This is a genomic window from Streptomyces sp. NBC_00322 (assembly GCF_036147535.1).
Taxonomy (GTDB): Bacteria; Actinomycetota; Actinomycetes; order Streptomycetales; family Streptomycetaceae; genus Streptomyces.
Genome location: NZ_CP108019.1, coordinates 4,342,641 through 4,361,725 on the forward strand (window position 1 = coordinate 4,342,641; position 19,085 = coordinate 4,361,725).

Sequence of the window (19,085 nt, forward strand, 5' to 3'; positions counted from 1 at the left end):
CTTACGCGGGGAGAGGGAGGGACGGCGCGAGGCCGAGCCGGGCGGGGACGGTCGCGGGGTCGAAGCGGACGCGCTCGCAGACCAGTTCCTTGCGCCGGCCGGGGAAGGCCGTGCGGGTCACCTCGTAGTAACCGGCGGCCCACGCGAGCCCGTCGAAGACCTGACCCGTGGCGACGATCTCGTACCGGGGGAGACCGAAGGTCTTCCGGGTGTCGTCGTACTCGTGCCGGTTCTCGCTCGCCATGTACGCGAGGACGAGTGCCTCGCGCGCTTCCTTGCTCATCTTCCGGGCCCTCCAGGCCAGTCCATTCCGTACTTACGCCGTAAGTACGGGACCGAGAGAAGCACTTACGCTGTAAGTCGTCAAGGAGTAGGGCACGAGTCCGCGAAACCCACCCAGGAGCCCCCCGATGTCTGACGGAAGATCCCGTCAACACCCCACGGAGCGCAGCACATCCGCCCCTGGCGAGGAGCGGGAACCCCGCGAGCCGCTGTCGCGCGAGCGGATCGTCGAGGCCGCGCTGACGATCATCGACACCGAGGGCGTGGACGCGCTCTCCATGCGCCGGATCGCCACCACCCTCGGTGTCCAGGCGATGTCGCTCTACAACCATGTCGACGGCAAGGCGGACGTCCTCGACGGAGTCACCGAGTTCATCACCCATGACATGCAGCTCTCCCGCCGCTCGGGCGGCGGCTGGGAGGACGGCATCCGTTCGGTCGCCCACGCCTTCCGGCGGGCGTCCCTGCGCCACCCGCGCGCCTGCGAGCTCGTCCTCACCCGCCAGCTCTCCTCCCCCGGCGCGCTCCCCACCATCAACTGCTCCCTCGCCGTCCTGCTCGACCACGGCTTCGACGAGGCCGCCGCCGTGCACGCGCTGCGGCTGCTCATCGCCTTCCAGGTCGGCTCCTTGCTCCGGGAGTTCCATTCGCCCTCCGTCAAGGGGGAGGACCAGTCGGCGGTACGGGAGCGCACCGAGCAGCTCGCGAATTCGGGCTTCCCGGCGGTGGCGAAACTCGCGCCGAAGCTCGCGGTGATCGATCACGATGCGGAGTTCACCTTCGGGGTGGAACTGCTGATCAACGCCCTCCGCCCGTATGCTCCGAAGGAGGACTGACCATCCCGCGGCTCGGAGGCCGGTTGTGAACAGCGCCATCTCGGCGGCGGCCCCGGACGCGGCGGACGCGTCCTTGGGCCCCTCGGACGGACGGCGCGCCGCTGCCTGGCTCGCGGGCCTGCTGCTCCTCGCTCCCAGCGTGGTCGTGGGCTGCCGCGTCGCGGACACCGACGGGATCACGCCCGTCCCCCAGCTGCTCGCCTTCCTGCCCTGGCTGCTGCTGCCCGAGGGAGCCGGACTGCTGCTCGCCCTGCTCGCGCGCTGGCGCACCGGCATGATCTGGGCCGCTGCCGTACTCGCCGTCACGGGGTGGTTCGTCAGGCCGTACGACACCGGGCTGACCGACGATCCGCCGGGGCGGGTCGTCGCCGGCGTCACGGTGCTCACATCGAACATCAAGTTCGGGAACGCCACCGAGGGGCTGCTGGCCACCATCCGCCGGGAAAAGCCCGGCCTGGTCTTCGTCGAGGAATGCTCGCGCACCTGCTTGGACGCCCTCGCGGCCAGGGTCCCGCGCACCGACTACCCGTACCGCAATGTGGTCGAGGGCGACTCGGCCTCCGGATCGGCGATCCTCAGCAAGTATCCGCTGCGCGCGGCGCCGGGGATCGACAGCGAGCTCGCGATGCCCGGCTCGGTCGCGGTCGTCGCCGGGCACCCGGTGAACGTGCAGCTGGCGCACCCCCTGCCGCCGATGCCCGGCGCCATCGGCGACTGGCGCCGCGAACTCGGCCGGGTGCGTTCGTACGCAAGCGGGGTGAAGGGCGAGGCGACGCTAGTGGCGGGCGACTTCAACGCCACCGAGGACCACGCCGCCTTCCGCCACATCCTCGACGCCGGTCAGCTGCGCGACAGCGCCACCCTCGTGGGCGCGGGCCGCACCCCGTCCTGGCCCGCCGCGGTCCGCCGCCCACTGGGCGCGCAGATCGACCATGTGCTGGTCAGCGAGGACTTCTCGGTCCGCTCGGCACGCTTCCTGGACCTGGCGGACACCGACCACCGCGCGCTGCTCGTCGGGCTCGAACTGCACGACGTGCGCTGAGTGCGCGCCCGCGTAAGAGTGGGGTCGTGGGAGTGTCGGTGAGACGCGGGGGGCCGTCCGTCAGCGGGGGGCCGTTCGTCAGGAGGCGTTCCGGATGCGTGCTGTCGCGGTCAGGGCGTTCAAGGCCGAGGCCGAGCTGATCCAGGTACCCAAGCCGGAGCCCGGCGAGGGCGAGGTGCTGGTGAAGATCGCGTACGCGGCCCTCAACCCCTTCGACTGGAAGGCCGCCGACGGAGCGCTCGCCGGCCGGGTCCCGCATGTCTTCCCGCTGGTCATCGGCTCGGACTTCGCGGGCAGGGTGGATGTGGTCGGCCCCGGCGACAGCCGCTTCCGGGTGGGTGACGCGGTCTTCGGCCAGGCGACCAGGCCGCCGGTCGGCACCGGTACGTACGCCGAGTACGTGGTCATGCCGCAGGACGCGGCCATCGCCTTCGTCCCCGACGACCTCCCGCTGAAGACGGCGGCCATGCTGCCCACGGCCGGGATGACCGCCGCGCAGCTGCTGGACGCGGCGGGGGTGGGCGCCGGGCAGTCCCTGCTGCTCATCGGTGCCGCGGGCGGCGTCGGCACCTTCCTGACCCAACTCGCCGCGGCCCGTGGCGTCCAGGTCCTGGCGGCCGTACGTGGCGACGAGCAGGGCCGGATGTCCGCGCTCGGCGCGGCAGCGACCATCGACACCACCTCTCGCGACCTGTCGTCCGCGGTACGGGACGCCTGCCCGGACGGCGTCGACGCGCTGGTCGACCTGGTGTCGGCCGACGCGTCCTCCTTCGCGGCGATGGCCACCCCGGTGCACGCCGGCGGCCGCGCCCTCACCACCCGCGGCGTGGCGGGCGAGGCCCGGCTCCCCGCCGGCGTCGAGGGCATCGACTTCCGGCAGCACCCCTCCGCCGCCCTGCTGGACACCCTGGCCGCGGCCGCCGCCGACGGCTCCCTGACGGCGCCCGTGGACGCCGAACTCCCCCTGGAGAGGGCGCCGGACGCGCTCGCGCAGTCCCGCGCGGGCGGGGCACGCGGCAAGACGGTCTTCGTACTCTGAGAGCAGGAGCCATGGACAACGACCAGATACTCGGCAGCATCAGCGAACTCGTCGCCGAGGAACGCGCCCTGCGGGCGCGCACGTCCGAGGAGCACGGCCTCGACTCCGACCAGCAGGCGCGGCTGCGCGACCTCGAGGTCCAGCTCGACCAGTGCTGGGACCTGCTGCGCCGGCGCCGCGCCAAGGCGGAGTTCGGGGAGGACCCGGACACGGCGAGGGTGCAGCCCGCCGACGAGGTGGAGGGCTACCTGGGCTGACCGCCCGCCTTCCCTCAGGGGAGTAGCGCAGGGGAGTTGCGCAGGCCGCCCACTTCGAGGTCTTTTGATGACCATGGGTGAAGACAAGGGCGGAACTTCCACGAGATCCTCCGGATCAGAGGCGCCGACGGGGCGCCTGTCCCCACCCGAGTGGCTGCTCAAGGGCCTGCGGCCGCAGTCCGCGCCCGTGCCCTGGGCCGCCGTCGCCCGTGCCTCCGTCGCACTCGCCGCGCCGCTCGCCGTCGGGCTCGCGATCGGGCAGCCCATGTACGGCGCGCTGGTGTCGATGGGCGCGCTGTCGGGCGTCATCGGCGACACCGCCGACGCGTACCGGATGCGGATCTTCAATATCGCCGTCCCGCAGCTCTTCGGCGCGATCGGCGTCACGCTCGGCACGCTCGTCTACGGACAGGGCTGGCTCGCGGTCGCCGCGCTGACCTTCGTCGCGCTCGTCTCCGGAATGATCTCGTCGATCGGCGCGGTGGCATCCGTGTCCGGGCTGCTGCTCCTGCTCAACGCGGTGGTGGGCGCGGGGCTGCCGATGCCCGGGCCGTGGTGGAAGGCCCCGATGCTGCTCACGCTCGGCGGTCTGTTCGTCCTCGTACTGTCGCTGCTGGCCTGGCCGTTGCGCGGACGCATGCCGGAGCGGACGGCGGTCGCCGCCACGTACCGCTCGGTCGCCGATCTCCTCGATGCGGCGGGCACGACGGAGTACGACGAGAAACGCCAGGCCGTCACCGAGTCCCTCAACACCTCCTACGACCTGATCCTCGCCCGGCGGGCCCGCGACCACGGGCGGAGCAGCCCGCTCGTACGGCTCCTCGCGCAGCTCAACGTGCTGATCCCGCTCGTCGAGGCGGCGGCAGCGGCGCACCTGTACGGGCGGGCCTCGCGGCAGCCCGAAATCGCCGCGGCCGTACGGGACTTGGCCGACGCGGTCGACCGGGGCCGAGGCGAGGCGCCCCGACTGGAGTTGCCCGAGCCGGAAGGCCCCGCCGACCGCGCCGTCGAAGCCGCGCTGCGGCACGCCGCGGTCGTCGTCCACGAGGCGGACCCCGACCCCTACAACGTCGACGACCGGCTCGGCAGGCCCGCGGCCCTGCGCATCCGCGCCCGCCGCACGGCCCGCGACCTCCTGCTCTCCGAACCGTCCTGGCGCTACGGCCTGCGGCTCGCCCTGTGCATCGGCCTCGCCCAGTCCCTGGTCTCGCTGGTGCCGGTGCCGCGCTCGTACTGGGTCGCCCTCACCGTCACCTTCGTACTCAAACCGGACTTCGGCTCGGTCTTCTCCCGCGCGGTCCTGCGCGCACTCGGTACGGCGGGGGGTCTGGTCGTCGCGGCGGCCGTGCTCTCCCAAGTGCCGCGCGGCTGGTGGGACGTGCCGGTGATGATGGTCCTCGCGGCGCTCGTCCCGGCCTTCTCCGCGAAGGGCTACGCCTTCCAGACGGCGGCCATCACCCCCGTCATCCTGCTGCTCTCCGACGTCCTCAACCACCAGGGCTTCGACCTGGTCCTCCCGCGCCTGGTCGACAGCCTCATAGGCTGCGCGATCGCGCTCGTCGCGGGCTATCTGCTCTGGCCCGAAAGCTGGCACACCCGCATCGGCGACCGGCTCGCGGCGGCGGTGGAGGACACGGCGGGGTACGTGGCGTACGCGTTCGGGTCCGAGTCGGCGGCGGACCAGGCGGAACGGGTGCGCCGGCGACGGCGGATCTACCGCGACCTGTCCTCCGTCCGCACGGAATTCCAGCGCGCCCTGACGGAACCACCGCCGACGGGGGCGCGGGCGGCGGCCTGGTGGCCGCTGGTCGTCGCCGTCGAACGCATCGTGGACGCGACGACGGCGGCGCGGGTACGCGTGAACCACGGGGCGGAGCCGCCGACGCGGGCGGAGGTGTCGGAGATCGAGCAGCAGCTGCGGGAGCTGGCGGAGGGCTTGCGGGCGAGTGAGGTGCTGGTGGAGGTCATGGCGGAGCTGGAGGGGGGCGAGGAGGGGGTGCTGGGGGCGCTGCGGCAGGAGGTGAGAGCGGCGAGGGCGATCGCGTCGCCGGGGGGTTCGGGGTGAGGGGGGTTTGTTTCCCCTACCCGCCCCTTCCCGAAACCGGGGCTCCGCCCCGGACCCCAGGGGGACGTGGGGGCTGACGCCCGCACACCCTCGCGGCAGCTTCGCGCCGCCCGGCGGACCCGGGCCTACACCGTTCCGGTGGGGAGGGGCGGTGCAGGGTCGTCCCCGCGTTTCCAGGGTCCGTGGGTGCCGTGGGCCAGGGGGCGTTGGTGGTTGCTGCCCGGTGGGTGGTCTCGCGGGCGAACCGCCGCGCACCACGGGCTGTCCGGTGGGGAGGGGCGGTGCAGGGTCGTCCCCGCAGGCGATTGGCGGCCAACACCGGGTGCCCCTACGAACCCCTCACCGCCGCCGACGCCGAGGAGTCGAGCCCGGAGGCGACCCGGAACCGCACCCCACGGCACCGGGCACCCCGGACCGCCCAGAGCCCCGCACCCCACGGCACCGGGCGACCCCGAAACCTCAGCGGACCGGGCCGCCGCCACCCTGCAAGCGTTCCATCTCTCGCCGGTCCCTCTTCGTCGGGCGCCCCGCACCCCGGTCCCGGATCGCCACCGGGGCCACGAATTCCCTCGGCGGAGGCGGCGGGCTGTTGTCCACGTAGCACTGGACCGCCACCGGTGGGCCCACCCTCTTGCGGACGGTCTTCGAGACGACCACCACCCGCTCCCGCCCGGCGTGGAAGACCCGCACCTCGTCCCCCGAGCGCACCGCATGCGCGGGCTTGACCCGGTCGCCGTTAACCCGGACATGTCCGGCCCGGCAGGCCGAGGCGGCCTGCGAGCGGGTCTTTGTCAGGCGGACCGACCAGATCCAGGTGTCGACCCGTACCGTTCCCTCGTCCGAAACGTCTGCAGTCATATACCGACTCTACGAGTCCGCCCGCATCGCCCGCACCGGCAATACCTTCGGCGCCCGCCGTGCCGATCACCGCGACGGTGACGCTTCGCAGAGCGGGGACCCCGGCCCATGGCGGCACCCAGCCTCTGGGAGCGGCCCCACCCCCTCACCCCAGCGCACGCATCCGACTACGATGCGCACGTTCTCCCTTCACGGAGGCCTTCTCGCGGGGCCTTCACTCTGCGCGGGCATTCGTTTCTGACGCGCCGACACATGTCGTGTGACACAGGCACATCCGGCACCAGGCATCACCAGGGCATTCGGAGAGTCGCATGCGCACCAACTCCGGCAGAGGGCTTCAGCCCAATGTCCTCGGCACCTTCGACACGATCGTGATGGCCGTCGCGGGCAGTGCCCCCGCCTATTCGATCGCGGCCACCACCGCCGTACTCGTCGCCTCCGTCGGTCTCGCGGGACCCGCCGCGCTGTTCTACTGCGCGATCCCCATGCTCGGCATCGTCCTGGCCTTCGGCAGACTCGGCAGGATCGACGTCAACGCGGGCGCCAGCTACTCCTGGGTGGGCCGAACTGTCCACCCCTTCCTCGGCTTTCTGTCCGGCTGGGCGCTCGTCGTCTCCGCGACGATCTTCATGGTGGCCGGATCGCTGCCCGCCGGCGCCATGACCCTTGCGCTCTTCGACCCGGACCTCGCCGAGAACACCGCACTCGCGACGGCAACCGGCGCCGCCTGGTTCCTGGCGATGCTGCTCGTCGTCGTCGGCGGGGCGCGGCTGACCGTGCGCGCTCAGCTGCTGATGTCCGGCGTGGAGCTGGCGATCCTGCTGTTCTTCGTCGTGGCCGCGCTGCTGCACACCGGCTACGCCGCCGCCTTCGACTGGTCCTGGTTGGGCTTCTCGCACTTCGACGGACCGGCGGGCTTCGCCTCCGGCGCGCTGGTCGCCGCCTTCTACTACTGGGGCTGGGACGTCACCAGCAATCTCAGCGAGGAGACCCGCGACAGCCGCCGCACGGCCGGGCTCGCCTCGCTCGTCGGTCTCGGTGTCGTCTTCCTTCTCTTCGAAGCCTTCACCATCGCCGTGAACATGATCCTTGACCACGAGGACATCCGGGCGGACGGCGCCAATGTGCTGGGCGCGCTCGGGGACGCGATCTGGCCTGGCGTCGGAGGAAAACTGCTGGTCGTGGCGGTGCTGCTGTCCACCGTCGCCACCCTGGAGACCACCCTGATCCAGGTGACGCGCTCACTGTTCGCGATGGGCCGCGACCGTACGATGCCCGCCGCGCTGGGCACCGTGCACCGCCGCTGGAACACCCCCTGGGTCGCGATCGCCGTCGTCGGGGCGGTGGCGCTCGCGATGTTCGTCGCCTCCACCGCGCTGGGCTCGGTCGGCGACGTGCTCTCCGCCGCGGTCTCCGCGATCGGCCTGCAGATCGCGTTCTACTACGGTCTCGCGGGCATCGCCGCGGTCGTCGCGTACCGCAAGACCCTGCTCACCTCCGTACGGGACTTCGTCCTCGGCGGAGCGTGGCCGCTGCTCGGGGCGCTGTTCATGCTCTGGATTCTCGTCGAGGCACTGAGCAGGCTGAGCGCGGCCTCGATCGCGATCGGTATCGGCGGTCTCGCCGCCGGTCTGGTGCCGATGATCCACTACTGGCGGCGGGGGAGTTCGTACTATCGACCCGCCAGACTGGACGCGACGCGGGCCATCGCCGCCGAGGAGCGGTACGCCAACTCCGCCTCGCGGCATACCGACTACGCCGACCAGGCGCTGGCGACGGACTTCTGAGGGACGTGGCGAAGATGGCCGCGCGCCGCCGACGTGGTGGTTTCGTCCCGGACTTCGATCCCGCTTTCGGCGATCGGCCGCTCGCCGACGCCGTGCACGACATCGTGATCGGCCGCTGGCAGGGCGTACGGGATCTGCTGCGCGCCACCGGAGCCGACTGGCCGCTGCGCACCCACCGGCTGCGGCTCCTCGCGCACGCGGCCGCGGGCTCGTCGGCGGTCGAGGCCTGGCGGGCGGCGGAGCCCGGAAGCCCGGACGCGGAGGTGCTGCGGGCGGCGACCGAGGTCGTACGCGTCTTCCACCAGGCGATCGAGTCCGGCCGCAGGGCCGCGCTCGACCAGGAACGGCTCGATGCGACGGTGCTGGCCTGCCTGCGCGCGGCCGATGCCGAGCCGGACGACCCGATGCCGTGGGTGTCGCTGCTGACGGTGGCCCGGCTGTACGAGTCGGGCGTGTCGCGGCGCGAACTGCGCGGCTGGTGGGACGAGTTGCGGCGGCGCGACCCGCACAACATCGAGGGCCATGTGCAGCTGCTGCGCTACCACTCGGCGCGCTGGCACGGCACCCACGGCCGGATGTACGACTTCGCCCGGGACGCGGCGGGCGCGGCGCCGCCCGGGTCGCCGCTGCCGGTACTGGTGCAGATCGCCCGGGTGGAGGAGTACCGCCATGTCACCGAGGGCGCGACGGGTCCTGCGCCGGTACGGGACTTCGGCCGGCACTGGCACCACGAGCTGGCGGTGACCGAGGTACGGCGCACCTGGGACCGCTGGATCGGCGGCCGCGGGCGGGGCCCGGCGGCCCCGGAGGAAATGGGCGAGCTCAACTATCTGACGCACGCGGCCTGTTACGCCGGCCTGGCCGACGAGGCCAGGCAGCTGTTCGGGCTGCTCGGGCGGCAAGCGGCGCGGGTCCCGTGGTCGTACACGGGACCCGCGGCGGAGGAATTCCTGAGGTGGCGCGCACAGGTGCGCGCCACCTCATGACAGGCGTCAGACGCCGATGTCGCAGCCGTCCTTGCGCCAGACGGCGACGACCGCCGGGCGGACGATCTTGCCCGGTCCGTCCGGCCAGACACTCGCGGGCTTCTCGACGGACGCGCCGTCGATCTCGCCCGGGTGCTGGACCGCGACGAGCACTCGGCGGTCCTGGACGAGCGGACCGCAGGTCTCGGCACCGGCCGGAACCGTCAGGAACTGCTTGAGCTCACCGCGGCGCTCGCCCTTGGTCGCCACGCCGAACAGACCGTCGTGCGAGCCGAGCTGGTTGCCGTCCGTCGAGATCCACAGGTTGCCGTGCGGGTCGAAGGCGACATTGTCCGGGCAGGAGATGGGGCTGACCTTGTCCTTCGGGAAGCCCGCGAAGTACGTGGCCGGGTCGTTCGGGTCGCCCGCGACCAGGAAGAGCCGCCAGGCGAAGCCGTCGGACGTCGGGTCGTCCCAGTGCTCGGCGAGCTCCAGGATCTGGCCGTGCTTGTTGAGGTTGCGCGGGTTGGCCTCGTCGGCGGCGGCCTTGCCGGCCTTGCCGCGGTCGGTGTTGTTCGTCAGGACGACGTAGACGCGGCCGGAGCGCGGGCTCGGCTCGATGTCCTCCGGGCGGTCCATCTTGGTGGCGCCCACCTTGTCGCCGGCGAGGCGGGTGAAGACGAACACCTCCTCGGCACTCATGCCGGCCACGTGCGAGACGCTGCCGTCGGGGCCCGCCGTGGCCAGCGGAATCCACTGGCCGGAACCGTCGAACTCGCCGTCGCTCGGCAGCTTCCCGGTGCCGTCGATCTCGGCCGCCGGGGAGTCGCCGGTCAGTTTGGCGACGTACAGCGTGCCCTCGTCGAGGAGCGTCAGGTTGTGCTCACGGGCGGCACGCGAGCCGCCCTTCTTCATGCGCTTGCTCGACACGAACTTGTAGAAGTAGTCGAAGCGCTCGTCGTCGCCCATGTAGACGACCGGGCGGCCGTCGTCGGTCAGCCGCGGCTGCGCACCCTCGTGCTTGAAGCGGCCGAGCGCGGTGCGCTTGCGGGGCGTGGAGTCCGGGTTGTACGGGTCGAGCTCGACGACCCAGCCGAAGCGGTGCGGCTCGTTGGGCTCCTGCGCCACGTCGAAGCGCTTGTCGAAACGCTCCCACTTGCGCTCGGTGGCGGCGGTGCCGATGCCGTAGCGCTTGTCGGTCGTGCTGGAGCCGTTGGCGAAGTACTGGTTGAAGTTCTCCTCGCCGTGGAGCGTGGTGCCCCACGGGGTGGTGCCGCCCGAGCAGTTGTTGAGCGTGCCGAGCACCTTGGTGCCCGTCGGGTCGGCGGACGTCTTCACCAGGGCGCTGCCAGCGGCGGGGCCGGTGAGCTTGAACTCGCTCGTCGCCGTCAGACGGCGGTTGAGCTGGTGACGGGTGACCGCGTTGAGCTTGCCCGTCCGGCGCTCCTCCTCGACCACGACGACGCCGAGGCCGTGCGCGGCCCAGGCGATCTCGACCTGCTCACGGGTGGGGTTGGCCGGGTCGTACCCCTTGAACATCAGGACTTCGTCCGTGTACTCGTGGTTGGCCACGAGCACCTGACGGCCGCGCTCACCGTAGAGCGGGAGCAGCGAGAGGAAGTCGTTGTTGTAACCGAACTGGCCGGCCTGCGCCGCGGCGGTCTGCTTGTCGGCGTCGAAGGCGGGGGCGCCGCGGAGGATCGGCTCGCCCCAGCGGATGACGACGTTCTGCGAGTACCCGTCGGGGACGGTGACCTTGTCGTCCTTGTTCGGCGCGACGGCGGCGAAGCGGAGACCGCGGGCGCCATCGGTGCTGCCCTGTCCGTCGCCGTGAAGGTCGGCGGCAGGGAGGTCCGCGGCGGAGGCCTGCTGGCCACCGGCGCCGATGACGGTCGCGGTACCGGCGGCAGCGGCGACGGTCACCACGGCGGCGGCGCGCATCATCGAGCGCCGCGACAGGGCGTCGGCTATGACATCGCCGACGTACTCGTTGTCACTGGTGTTCGGCACCTCGTGGAAACAGGCGTCGCCACAGCGGAATCGGCAGGTAAGAGCGGAACGTCCGCCCGCGTGGGCGTTCGTGTTCAACAGCGGCAGCAGCTTGCGCACTTCGTCCTCCTCCGGCGCACCCGCGCCGACAATGGTGTCGGAATATGTTCCGCCGCGACGTTAGGGGTAAACGTGCTCAATGTGGCGGCCGGGAAGTGAACGGCGAATGAATGCGGCCCGGCTGAGGCGGGGTTGACATGTGCGGACGCTTGAGGGCCGCCCCTGCCGGAGATCGCCACGGGCGGCGGCTAACCTTACGTGTCCGCCGTGGCCAGGATGCGGAGCGTTCCGGCCACATGCGGACATTCTCCGCACTCAACTCATGCGAAAGGCCTCGCCCATGGGCATTCGGAGCTTGCTGCGCAAGGTGTTCGGACGCGAGCGTTCGGAGCGAGACGAGTCGACGGCAGCCTCCGTCCCGCCCCAGACCGAGCGCTCGGAACCGCGGACCGCGACGGTCCCGTCGCCGTCCCCGGCGGAAAGGGCGGCGGCGGACCTGGTCTCGGCGGCGTTCGACAACCCGACCCCGAAGGTCCCGGCCCAGGCGGCCACCGACCCGGTCAAGCCGCGGCCTGCGGCGCCGGTTACGGAATCGGTGACCCCGGACGCGGAGGTGGCGCCTGCGGAGCCCGAGGCCGCTCCTGCCGCCGAGACTGCCCCTACGGTCGAGCCCGAGGCCGCTCCGGCGGAGCCGACCGCCGAGGCGGAGGCTGCTCGTGCCGAAGCTGAGCCGGTCGCCGAGCCGGAGGCCGCTCCGGCGGAGCCGGTCGCGAAAACCGAGCCGCAGGCCGACGCCGAAGACGTCACCCCGCCCCAGGACGAAGATTCCGTCCCCGTTACCGCGGCCGAAACCGCTCCGGCGGAGCCGGAGAAGGAGGCCCCGGCCGACAGGACCGAACCCGCCCCCGCGGCCCCGGACGCCGAAGCTGCCCCGGCGGAGCCGATTGCGATCACCGAGCCGGTCGCCGCAGCCGAAACGGCCACCGAGGCAGACGCCGAGCCCGAGCCGGTCGCTGCGTCGGCTGCGACCGAGGCCGAGGCCGCTGCGGTGGAGCCGCTTGCTGAGGCCGCGTCCGTCGAGGACGCTCCGGCGGAGCCGGTCGCGAAAACCGAGCCGCAGGCCGACGCCGAAGGCTCGGCCCGGGCCGAGAGCGACGAGCCCGTCGCCGTGACCGCGACCGAGGCCGCCCCGGCGGAGCCGGAGACCGAGACTCCCGCCGCCGAGACCGAACCGGCGCTCGCGGCCCCGGCCGACAAGGCCGAACCCGCCGAGCCAGATACGGAAACCGAGCCGCAGGCGGCCCCCGCCAACGAGCCGGACGCCGCGCCCGAGCCCGTCGCCGAGCCCACCACCCCGCCGGCCGCCAATGCCCCCGCGCACACCCTCGCCCAGGTCAAGGCCCGCGCGCCGCAGCTCGTCGACCACTACAAGGCCGCCGGTGCCGCGCTCAAGAAGCAGCAGCTCACCGGGGTTCGCGCACGGGTGTATCTCGTGCTCGACCGGTCCGGGTCCATGCGGCCGTTCTACAAGGACGGTTCCGCCCAGCACCTCGGCGAGCAGGCCCTCGCTCTCGCCGCGCATGTCGACGAGAGCGCGACCGTCAACGTCGTCTTCTTCTCCACCGAGATCGACGGCACCGGCGAGCTGACCCTCGCCGAGCACCAGGGCCGCGTCGACGAGCTCCACAACTCCCTCGGCCGGATGGGCCGTACGAACTACCACCTCGCCGTCGAGGAGGTCCTCGGGCTTCACGCCAAGGCCGACTCCACCGTGCCCGCGCTGGTGATCTTCCAGACCGACGGCGCGCCCGAGTCGAAGACCGCGGCCACCGCCGCGCTGTCGGAGGCGGCCGACAAGCCCGTCTTCTGGCAGTTCGTCGCGTTCGGCGAGCACGACGCGAAGGCCTTCGACTACCTCCGCAAGCTGACCGCCGGCAACGCCGGGTTCTTCCACGCCGGGCCCGCTCCCCGTGAGCTCCCGGACGCGGACCTGTTCAGCGGCGTTCTGGAGGCCTGGCGCCCCTAGGACGCCACCGGCAGCGACACGGTGACGGCGAGCCCGCCCGCAGGGCCGGGCTCCGCCGTCACCGTGCCGCCGTGGGCCTCGGCGATCGAGCGGACGATCGACAGGCCGAGCCCCGCCCCGGGCCCCATCCGGTCCCGCCCCTCGCCCCGCCGGAAGGGCTCGAACAGCGCCGGGATGTCCGCCGCCGCCACCACCGGCCCCGTGTTCGTCACGGTCAGCAGCCCGCACTCGACTCCGACGTCGGCCGTCCCGTCCGGCACGTTGTACGCGACCGCGTTGGCCACCAGGTTCCCGACCAGCTGCGCAAGCAGCAGCCGGTTCCCGCGCACGACCCCTCCGGACACGGTCGCCGCCGCCTTCACCTCGTAGCGCGCCGCCTCATGCGCCACGACCTCTCCCAGGTCCACGTCCTCCTGCTCGGCCAGCCCCCGCTCGCTCCGGGCGAGCACGAGCAGCCCCTCGATGAGCCGTTCGCTGCGCCGGTTGTTGTCGAGCAACACCCGCTTCACAGCGGCCAGTTCGTCCGGCGAACAGTCCGCGTCCAGCCCTACCTGGATCGCCGTACGCTGTGTCGCCAGCGGCGTACGCAACTCGTGCGAGGCGTTCGCGATGAACCGCCGCTGGCTGTCGAAAGCCTTCTCCAGCCGGGCCAGCAGCGCGTCCAGCGTGTCGCCGAGCTCCTTCAGCTCGTCGTCGGGACCGCTCGCCGCGATCCTCTCGTGCAGCGTCCGCTCCGACAGCCGCCGTGCCTTCGCCGTCATCGCGTGTACGGGCCGCAGCACCCGCCCCGCCGTCCACCAGCCCACCGCGACCGCGCACAGTCCCGTCCCCAGCAGGGCGAACGCCGACCAGATCAGCATCTGCTGCCCCGCCGCATCCCGGACGCTGTCGGTCAGCTGGACGACGGTGACCCCGCGTACGTCCTCCACCGGCAGCGCGGAAACGACGCGCGCCCTGATCGCGGCGACCTCGCTCTCCGTACCGGCGCGGGAGAGCAGATTGACGATGCCCAGCAGCACCGCGCCGAGCACCAGGAAGACCCCGCCGTAGACGAGCGCGATCCGCGTCCGGATCGTCGAACCCGGGCCCATGTAGGGACGGTTCACAGGACGTACCCCACGCCCTGCACCGTACGGATCAGCGCCGGTTCCCCGAGTTTGCCGCGCAGCTTGCTCATACAGACCCGCACCGCGCCCGTGAACGGATCCGTGTGCGCGTCCCAGGCCCGCTCCAGCAGCTCCTCCGCCGAGACCGTCGCCCCGTCCGCCTCCATCAGGATCTGCAGGACGGAGAACTCCTTCGGCGACAGATCGAGATCCCGCCCGTCCCGCTCGGCCGTCCGCCGCACCGTGTCGACCCGTACCCCGTGCCGCTCCAGCAGCGGCGGCACCGGCCTGGCGCTGCGCCGCCGCAGCGCCCGTACCCGGGAGACCAGCTCGGGGAACTCGAAGGGCTTGCCCAGATAGTCGTCCGCGCCCAGGTCGAGGCCCTCGACCCGGTCCTCCATGGACGAGGAGGCGGTCAGCATCAGGATCCGGGTGCGGGACGCGGAGGCGACCAGCTCGCGCGCCACCTCGTCGCCGTGGACGCGCGGCAGATCGCGGTCGAGGACGACGACGTCGTAGTCGTGCAGCCCGAGACAGGAGAGCGCGGCGTCCCCGCTGTAGACCGTGTCGACGGCGAATCCGGCCCGCCGCAGCCCGGTGGCGACCAGCTCGGCCAGGAATTCCTCGTCCTCGGCGACCAGTACCCGCATCGTGTCGTCCCCCAGCTCCGCCAGCTCCCCTGGCTCCCCCTGCACCCTGTGCACCGCCCCTCCTCCCAGGATGCGCCCTTCTTAGGGGAGGGGATGTTTCGCAGACCTCTCCGCGCCGCTTATCGAGGTGAGTGGACGTTGCGCGGGCCGTTAGGATTTCGACCATGGCGGCCACTGGATCCGAGAAGCAGGGGGCGAAGGCGTACTACGTCTCGACCCCCATTTACTACGTCAACGACGCTCCTCACCTGGGCCACGCCTACACGACCGTCGCAGGCGACGTGCTCACACGCTGGCACCGCCAGCGTGGCGAGAAGGTGTGGTACCTCACCGGCACGGACGAGCACGGTCAGAAGATCATGCGCACTGCCGAGGCGCACAATGTCACGCCCCAGGAGTGGTGCGACAAGCTCGTCGAGGAGGCATGGAAGCCCCTCTGGGAGCATCTGAACATCGCGAACGACGACTTCATCCGTACGACGGAGAAGCGGCACACGGACCGTGTGGCGGAGTTCGTGCAGGACCTGTACGACAAGGACGAGATCTACAAGGGCGGGTACGAAGGCCCGTACTGCGTGGGCTGCGAGGAGTACAAACTCCCCGGTGACCTGCTGGACGGCGAGGGCGAGTTCGCCGGGCAGAAGCTCTGCCCGATCCACAAGAAGCCGGTGGAGATCCTCAAGGAGGAGAACTACTTCTTCAAGCTCAGCGAGTACGGATCGAAGCTGCTGGAGTTCTACGAGGCCAACCCCGGCTTCATCCAGCCCGAGTCTGCCCGCAATGAGGTCGTGAACTTCGTCAAGCAGGGCCTGCAGGACCTGTCGATCTCGCGCTCGACCTTCGACTGGGGCATCCCGGTGCCGTGGGACGAGAAGCACGTGATCTACGTGTGGATCGACGCGCTGCTCAACTACGCGACGGCCGTCGGCTACAACGAGAACCCCGCGAAGTTCGAGGAGACCTTCCCGGCGAACGTGCACCTGATCGGCAAGGACATCCTGCGCTTCCACGCGATCATCTGGCCCGCGATGCTGATGGCACAGGGTCTGCCGGTGCCCGGCAAGGTCGCGTGCAACGGCTGGCTGATGGTCGGCGGCGAGAAGATGTCGAAGTCGAACCTGACCGGCATCAAGCCGCAGGACCTGACCTCGCACTTCGGGGTGGACGCGTACCGCTGGTACTTCCTGCGCGCGATCTCGTTCGGCCAGGACGGCTCGTTCTCCTGGGAGGACTTCACCGCCCGGTACACCAGCGAGCTCGCCAACGACTACGGCAACCTCGCGTCCCGTGTCGCGGCGATGGTCGGCAAGTACTTCGGCGGCGCGCTGCCGGAGGCGACGGCGCCCGGCGAGGCGGAGAAGGCGGTCCAGGAGGGCCTGGCCAGGGCGGTCGCCGAGGCCGACCGGAAGATCGGCGAAGAGCTGGACTTCCAGGGCGGCATCCTGGCGGTCTTCGACTTCGTGAAGCAGGTCAACGGCTACATCACGGAGCAGGAGCCGTGGAAGGTCGCCAAGGACGAGTCGCCCCAGGGCCAGGCCCGTCTCGCGACGATCCTGTACACGGCGGCCGAGTCCCTGCGTGCCGTCGCGGTGCTGCTCAACCCGGTCATGCCCGAGACCTCGCAGGCCCTGTGGGACTCGCTGGGCGCCGAGGCCCCGCTGGGTGCTCTCGCGGACCAGCAGATCCAGCACGCGGGCGAGTGGGGCAGGCTCCCGGCGGGTGCCACGGTGACGAAGGGCGCGGTGCTGTTCCCGCGCCTGGAGGACCCGAAGAAGGACTAGTGCCTGTGTGAAAGGGCCCGGGACCTGCACAGGTCCCGGGCCTTTTTTCGCTTACGTACTTGGGCGGCTCGGCCTCAGCGCCTCAGCGCCTCAGCGCCGCCGCGTCGCCCATCACCACCACCGGCCGCTTCGCCGGGTCCAGCCACACCAGCAGCTCCTTCATCCGGTCCAGCTTCAGCGCCACGCAGCCCTGTGTCGGCCCGCCGTGGTCGACGTGGATCCAGATCCCGCCGCCCTTCTCGTCGCCGAGCGGCCGGGTCCAGTCCAGCGGGGTGGTACCCGGCTCGCGGTTGTAGTTGATGGCCACCACATGGTCGAAGGAGCCTCTCAGCGGCTCGCCCTCGAAGCCGGTGCCGGGAGCGTCGAAGGCCGCTTCCTGGTCGTACGGCAGCCTGGTGCCCGGGTCGGGCAGTTTGCCGCCCGCGTCGGTGAGGCCGAAGACCCCGATCGGCGAGCGGTGGTCGGCGGCCTCGTGGTCGTCGGTCCAGCCGCGCAGGCCGTTGTGCGCCGGCCAGGGATCGGACACGGCCTTCCAGCCCAGGCCGGGGATGCGCTCGTAGAGCGTGGCGGCGGACTGATTGGAGTCGGGGCCCTCGCCGACCACCACGACCGCCTGCTGGGTTGTCTTGGAGATCCTTGCGCGGGTCTGCGGTCCGAGGAAGGGGATCTCCTGCGACCGGACCATCTGCGCCTGGGGGCCGAGGTGCCCGGCAAAACCCGACGAGGCGGCGGCGCCCCCGGATCCCTGCGCGGCCCCGGGCGCCGCCTCGCCGCCGGCGCCCGCGCAGCCGGTGAGCAGCAGACCTGCGACGGCCAGCGCGACCGCCGGGAACAGTCCTGTGCGGAGGGACATGTGCGGGCCTTTCGGTTCGGGAGCCTGAATGTGCTGCTGCTTCTGGGGCGAGGTTCGGGGCGACGTCGGTCCCGGCGACATCAAATCGGATGTATGAGATCATTCGTCGCATTTCGGAAGGAGAATGCGCGGGGCGTCGCCGGAGGCACAGAACCGGAGGCACAGAAAACGCACGAGGATCACAATGTTGGGCGCGGCGTCGCCGCCGATCGGCGCGGTGTACTCCTCGAAGCCGCGGCTGCCGTCTGTCTCCCTACCAAGGGTGAGCAGCGCACCGCCGGACCGCAACTTCCCGTAGTTATAGCGCATCGACAATTGAACTGAAGAAGCGTTAAACGCATGAATAATCGGACATTGTCTTCAAGCTAGGCGTATCCAACGAATTTCTTCATCGTTGGGAGGGCATGGCGACGATGAGCCCGCAGAACACAGCGGTGGCAGAGTTTTACGAGGAGCGGGATCCGGGCTTCGCGCGAGCGTCGGGATACGCGGACTGCTCCGATCTGCTCGACGACCTCTTTGGCGCCCTGGAGCAGATCCAGGCAGATTTCACCCGGCGTTCCGGCGCCGCCCCGGTGCCGATGAGGCGGGCATGAGCGGATATTGGCCCCGTCCCGACGACGGGTTGGGCACGGCTCCGTATCACTATCAGTTTCCGTCGGACGCCCTCGGCGCGGACGTACTCGACCCCACCATCCCCGACGGCCTGGACGTCCATCCGGACACCCATTGGGACTTCGAGAGCGATCTCACCCAGCTTCTCAAGGCCGCGGCCCCCGACCCCGTCGCACCCACCGTCCCGCCCGTCCCGCCCATCCCCCGCAGGCGCGGTGCCCGTCGGCGTCCGAGTTTGCTGGTGCGCTGCGTCCGCCGGATCCGGGCGCCGCGACTGAAGGTGCTGAGCTTGATCATTGCGGCACTGACCGCGGCCATCGTCGGCATGCTGAGCGTGCTCAGCGGGCTGATCGCCTACGATCCGCTGCGCCGCATGGCGTCCCCCGAAGCCCACGGGCTGGCCGGGTGGTGGCCGCTGCTGGTCTACGGGCCGTGGCTGGTGGCGTCGTTGTCGATCCTGCGGGCCGCGCTGCACGACCGCCGCGCCGCACACTCCTGGGCCGTCGTGGTGCTCTTCTCCGCCGTCGCGATGTGTCTGTGCGTCGCCCACGCCCCCAGGGCGCCGATCCCGATGGCGGTGGCCGCGCTTCCGCCCGTGACCGCGCTGCTCTCCTTCCAGCAGCTGGTCCACCAGATCCTGCTCACCAGCCCTTGCCGACGCGCCTCCCGCCAGCGGCACGGGGGGCACGCCGCCGCCTGCTGCTCGGACTGAAGCCGGCGAGGCCCCGGAACCTGGGCGGTTCCGGGGCCCTTCGCGCGTACGGCGTGTGGGCGGCCGAGGTAGGTCAGCTCGTGCCGTCGTGGGTCTCCAGGCGTACGGGGCTCCGCTCGGCGGCGTACCGCCCCCGCCGTCGCCCTCCATACGCAGGCTCGC

General features: G+C 71.4%; 18 protein-coding genes. 11 read left to right on the forward strand and 7 right to left on the reverse strand.

Annotation, left to right across the window (positions count from 1 at the left end):
* Window position 1: 1 nt before the first annotated feature.
* Window positions 2-283, reverse strand: coding sequence for a hypothetical protein (locus tag OG905_RS19695; protein ID WP_328673731.1), 282 nt, complete (start codon window positions 281-283; stop codon window positions 2-4).
* Window positions 284-410: 127 nt separating this feature from the next.
* Between OG905_RS19695 and OG905_RS19700 the strand changes: the two genes are divergently transcribed.
* The 5 genes from OG905_RS19700 (at window position 411) to OG905_RS19720 (ending at window position 5,521) form a co-directional block, all read left to right on the forward strand.
* Window positions 411-1,118 carry a TetR/AcrR family transcriptional regulator C-terminal domain-containing protein gene (locus OG905_RS19700; RefSeq protein ID WP_328673733.1) on the forward strand — a complete coding sequence of 236 codons (708 nt, stop codon included), beginning with the start codon at window positions 411-413 and terminating at the stop codon, window positions 1,116-1,118.
* On the forward strand, window positions 1,099-2,160 hold the full coding sequence (locus tag OG905_RS19705; protein WP_443043959.1) for an endonuclease/exonuclease/phosphatase family protein: 1,062 nt from the start codon (window positions 1,099-1,101) through the stop codon (window positions 2,158-2,160). The genes OG905_RS19700 and OG905_RS19705 overlap by 20 nt, the downstream gene beginning before the upstream one ends.
* A 94-nt stretch (window positions 2,161-2,254) precedes the next feature.
* Complete coding sequence (locus OG905_RS19710) at window positions 2,255-3,199, forward strand: NADP-dependent oxidoreductase (RefSeq protein ID WP_328673734.1); 945 nt, start codon at window positions 2,255-2,257, stop codon at window positions 3,197-3,199.
* An 11-nt stretch (window positions 3,200-3,210) separates the two neighbouring features.
* Entirely contained in the window at window positions 3,211-3,456 is a 246-nt protein-coding gene (locus OG905_RS19715; protein WP_328673736.1) for a DUF2630 family protein, read from the forward strand.
* Window positions 3,457-3,529: 73 nt separating this feature from the next.
* A complete protein-coding gene (locus OG905_RS19720; RefSeq protein ID WP_443044078.1) occupies window positions 3,530-5,521 on the forward strand; it encodes an FUSC family protein in 1,992 nt (663 codons plus the stop codon).
* A gap of 459 nt (window positions 5,522-5,980) precedes the next feature.
* Here OG905_RS19720 and OG905_RS19725 read toward each other — a convergent pair whose 3' ends face one another.
* Complete coding sequence (locus tag OG905_RS19725; RefSeq protein WP_266480248.1) at window positions 5,981-6,379, reverse strand: RNA-binding S4 domain-containing protein; 399 nt, start codon at window positions 6,377-6,379, stop codon at window positions 5,981-5,983.
* Window positions 6,380-6,690: 311 nt separating this feature from the next.
* Here OG905_RS19725 and OG905_RS19730 point away from each other — a divergent pair, with 311 nt between their 5' ends.
* Entirely contained in the window at window positions 6,691-8,166 is a 1,476-nt protein-coding gene (locus tag OG905_RS19730; protein ID WP_328673741.1) for an APC family permease, read from the forward strand.
* Between the two features lie 14 nt (window positions 8,167-8,180).
* Window positions 8,181-9,152 carry a hypothetical protein gene (locus tag OG905_RS19735; protein WP_328682461.1) on the forward strand — a complete coding sequence of 324 codons (972 nt, stop codon included), beginning with the start codon at window positions 8,181-8,183 and terminating at the stop codon, window positions 9,150-9,152.
* Between the two features lie 6 nt (window positions 9,153-9,158).
* Here the strand turns inward: OG905_RS19735 and OG905_RS19740 are convergent, their stop codons facing one another.
* A complete protein-coding gene (locus OG905_RS19740) occupies window positions 9,159-11,240 on the reverse strand; it encodes a PhoX family protein (protein WP_328673743.1) in 2,082 nt (693 codons plus the stop codon).
* Between the two features lie 280 nt (window positions 11,241-11,520).
* Here OG905_RS19740 and OG905_RS19745 point away from each other — a divergent pair, with 280 nt between their 5' ends.
* On the forward strand, window positions 11,521-13,206 hold the full coding sequence (locus tag OG905_RS19745; protein ID WP_328673745.1) for a VWA domain-containing protein: 1,686 nt from the start codon (window positions 11,521-11,523) through the stop codon (window positions 13,204-13,206).
* Here OG905_RS19745 and OG905_RS19750 read toward each other — a convergent pair.
* Window positions 13,203-14,312 carry a sensor histidine kinase gene (locus tag OG905_RS19750; protein ID WP_443043960.1) on the reverse strand — a complete coding sequence of 370 codons (1,110 nt, stop codon included), beginning with the start codon at window positions 14,310-14,312 and terminating at the stop codon, window positions 13,203-13,205. The genes OG905_RS19745 and OG905_RS19750 overlap by 4 nt on opposite strands.
* On the reverse strand, window positions 14,309-14,962 hold the full coding sequence (locus tag OG905_RS19755; protein WP_328682467.1) for a response regulator transcription factor: 654 nt from the start codon (window positions 14,960-14,962) through the stop codon (window positions 14,309-14,311). The genes OG905_RS19750 and OG905_RS19755 overlap by 4 nt, the downstream gene beginning before the upstream one ends.
* A gap of 164 nt (window positions 14,963-15,126) precedes the next feature.
* Between OG905_RS19755 and metG the strand changes: the two genes are divergently transcribed.
* Window positions 15,127-16,743, forward strand: coding sequence for a methionine--tRNA ligase (gene metG / locus OG905_RS19760; RefSeq protein ID WP_328673747.1), 1,617 nt, complete (start codon window positions 15,127-15,129; stop codon window positions 16,741-16,743).
* 82 nt (window positions 16,744-16,825) lie between these two features.
* Here metG and OG905_RS19765 read toward each other — a convergent pair whose 3' ends face one another.
* Window positions 16,826-17,596, reverse strand: coding sequence for a L,D-transpeptidase family protein (locus OG905_RS19765; protein WP_328673748.1), 771 nt, complete (start codon window positions 17,594-17,596; stop codon window positions 16,826-16,828).
* Window positions 17,597-17,695: 99 nt separating this feature from the next.
* Window positions 17,696-17,905 (reverse strand): hypothetical protein, encoded by a 210-nt coding sequence (locus tag OG905_RS19770; protein ID WP_328673750.1) that lies wholly within the window; start codon window positions 17,903-17,905, stop codon window positions 17,696-17,698.
* A 95-nt stretch (window positions 17,906-18,000) separates the two neighbouring features.
* On the opposite strand from OG905_RS19770, the gene OG905_RS19775 reads away from it, so the two are divergent.
* Together OG905_RS19775 and OG905_RS19780 are read left to right on the forward strand one after the other, a co-directional pair.
* On the forward strand, window positions 18,001-18,192 hold the full coding sequence (locus OG905_RS19775; protein ID WP_328673752.1) for a hypothetical protein: 192 nt from the start codon (window positions 18,001-18,003) through the stop codon (window positions 18,190-18,192).
* A complete protein-coding gene (locus OG905_RS19780) occupies window positions 18,189-18,923 on the forward strand; it encodes a DUF2637 domain-containing protein (protein WP_328673755.1) in 735 nt (244 codons plus the stop codon). Before OG905_RS19775 ends, OG905_RS19780 begins: the two co-directional genes overlap by 4 nt.
* Window positions 18,924-19,085: the final 162 nt, after the last annotated feature.

Bases quoted from the DNA above. Each gene is read 5' to 3' on its own strand.
- OG905_RS19745 (WP_328673745.1), top strand. From the start codon at position 11,521: ATGGGCATTCGGAGCTTGCTGCGCAAGGTGTTCGGACGCGAGCGTTCG.
- OG905_RS19700 (WP_328673733.1), top strand. From the start codon at position 411: ATGTCTGACGGAAGATCCCGTCAACACCCCACGGAGCGCAGCACATCC.
- metG (WP_328673747.1), top strand. From the start codon at position 15,127: ATGGCGGCCACTGGATCCGAGAAGCAGGGGGCGAAGGCGTACTACGTC.
- OG905_RS19755 (WP_328682467.1), bottom strand. From the start codon at position 14,962: ATGCGGGTACTGGTCGCCGAGGACGAGGAATTCCTGGCCGAGCTGGTC.
- OG905_RS19775 (WP_328673752.1), top strand. From the start codon at position 18,001: ATGGCGACGATGAGCCCGCAGAACACAGCGGTGGCAGAGTTTTACGAG.
- OG905_RS19695 (WP_328673731.1), bottom strand. From the start codon at position 283: ATGAGCAAGGAAGCGCGCGAGGCACTCGTCCTCGCGTACATGGCGAGC.
- OG905_RS19705 (WP_443043959.1), top strand. From the start codon at position 1,099: ATGCTCCGAAGGAGGACTGACCATCCCGCGGCTCGGAGGCCGGTTGTG.
- OG905_RS19725 (WP_266480248.1), bottom strand. From the start codon at position 6,379: ATGACTGCAGACGTTTCGGACGAGGGAACGGTACGGGTCGACACCTGG.
- OG905_RS19730 (WP_328673741.1), top strand. From the start codon at position 6,691: ATGCGCACCAACTCCGGCAGAGGGCTTCAGCCCAATGTCCTCGGCACC.
- OG905_RS19715 (WP_328673736.1), top strand. From the start codon at position 3,211: ATGGACAACGACCAGATACTCGGCAGCATCAGCGAACTCGTCGCCGAG.
- OG905_RS19720 (WP_443044078.1), top strand. From the start codon at position 3,530: ATGGGTGAAGACAAGGGCGGAACTTCCACGAGATCCTCCGGATCAGAG.
- OG905_RS19765 (WP_328673748.1), bottom strand. From the start codon at position 17,596: ATGTCCCTCCGCACAGGACTGTTCCCGGCGGTCGCGCTGGCCGTCGCA.
- OG905_RS19770 (WP_328673750.1), bottom strand. From the start codon at position 17,905: ATGCGCTATAACTACGGGAAGTTGCGGTCCGGCGGTGCGCTGCTCACC.
- OG905_RS19780 (WP_328673755.1), top strand. From the start codon at position 18,189: ATGAGCGGATATTGGCCCCGTCCCGACGACGGGTTGGGCACGGCTCCG.
- OG905_RS19710 (WP_328673734.1), top strand. From the start codon at position 2,255: ATGCGTGCTGTCGCGGTCAGGGCGTTCAAGGCCGAGGCCGAGCTGATC.
- OG905_RS19735 (WP_328682461.1), top strand. From the start codon at position 8,181: ATGGCCGCGCGCCGCCGACGTGGTGGTTTCGTCCCGGACTTCGATCCC.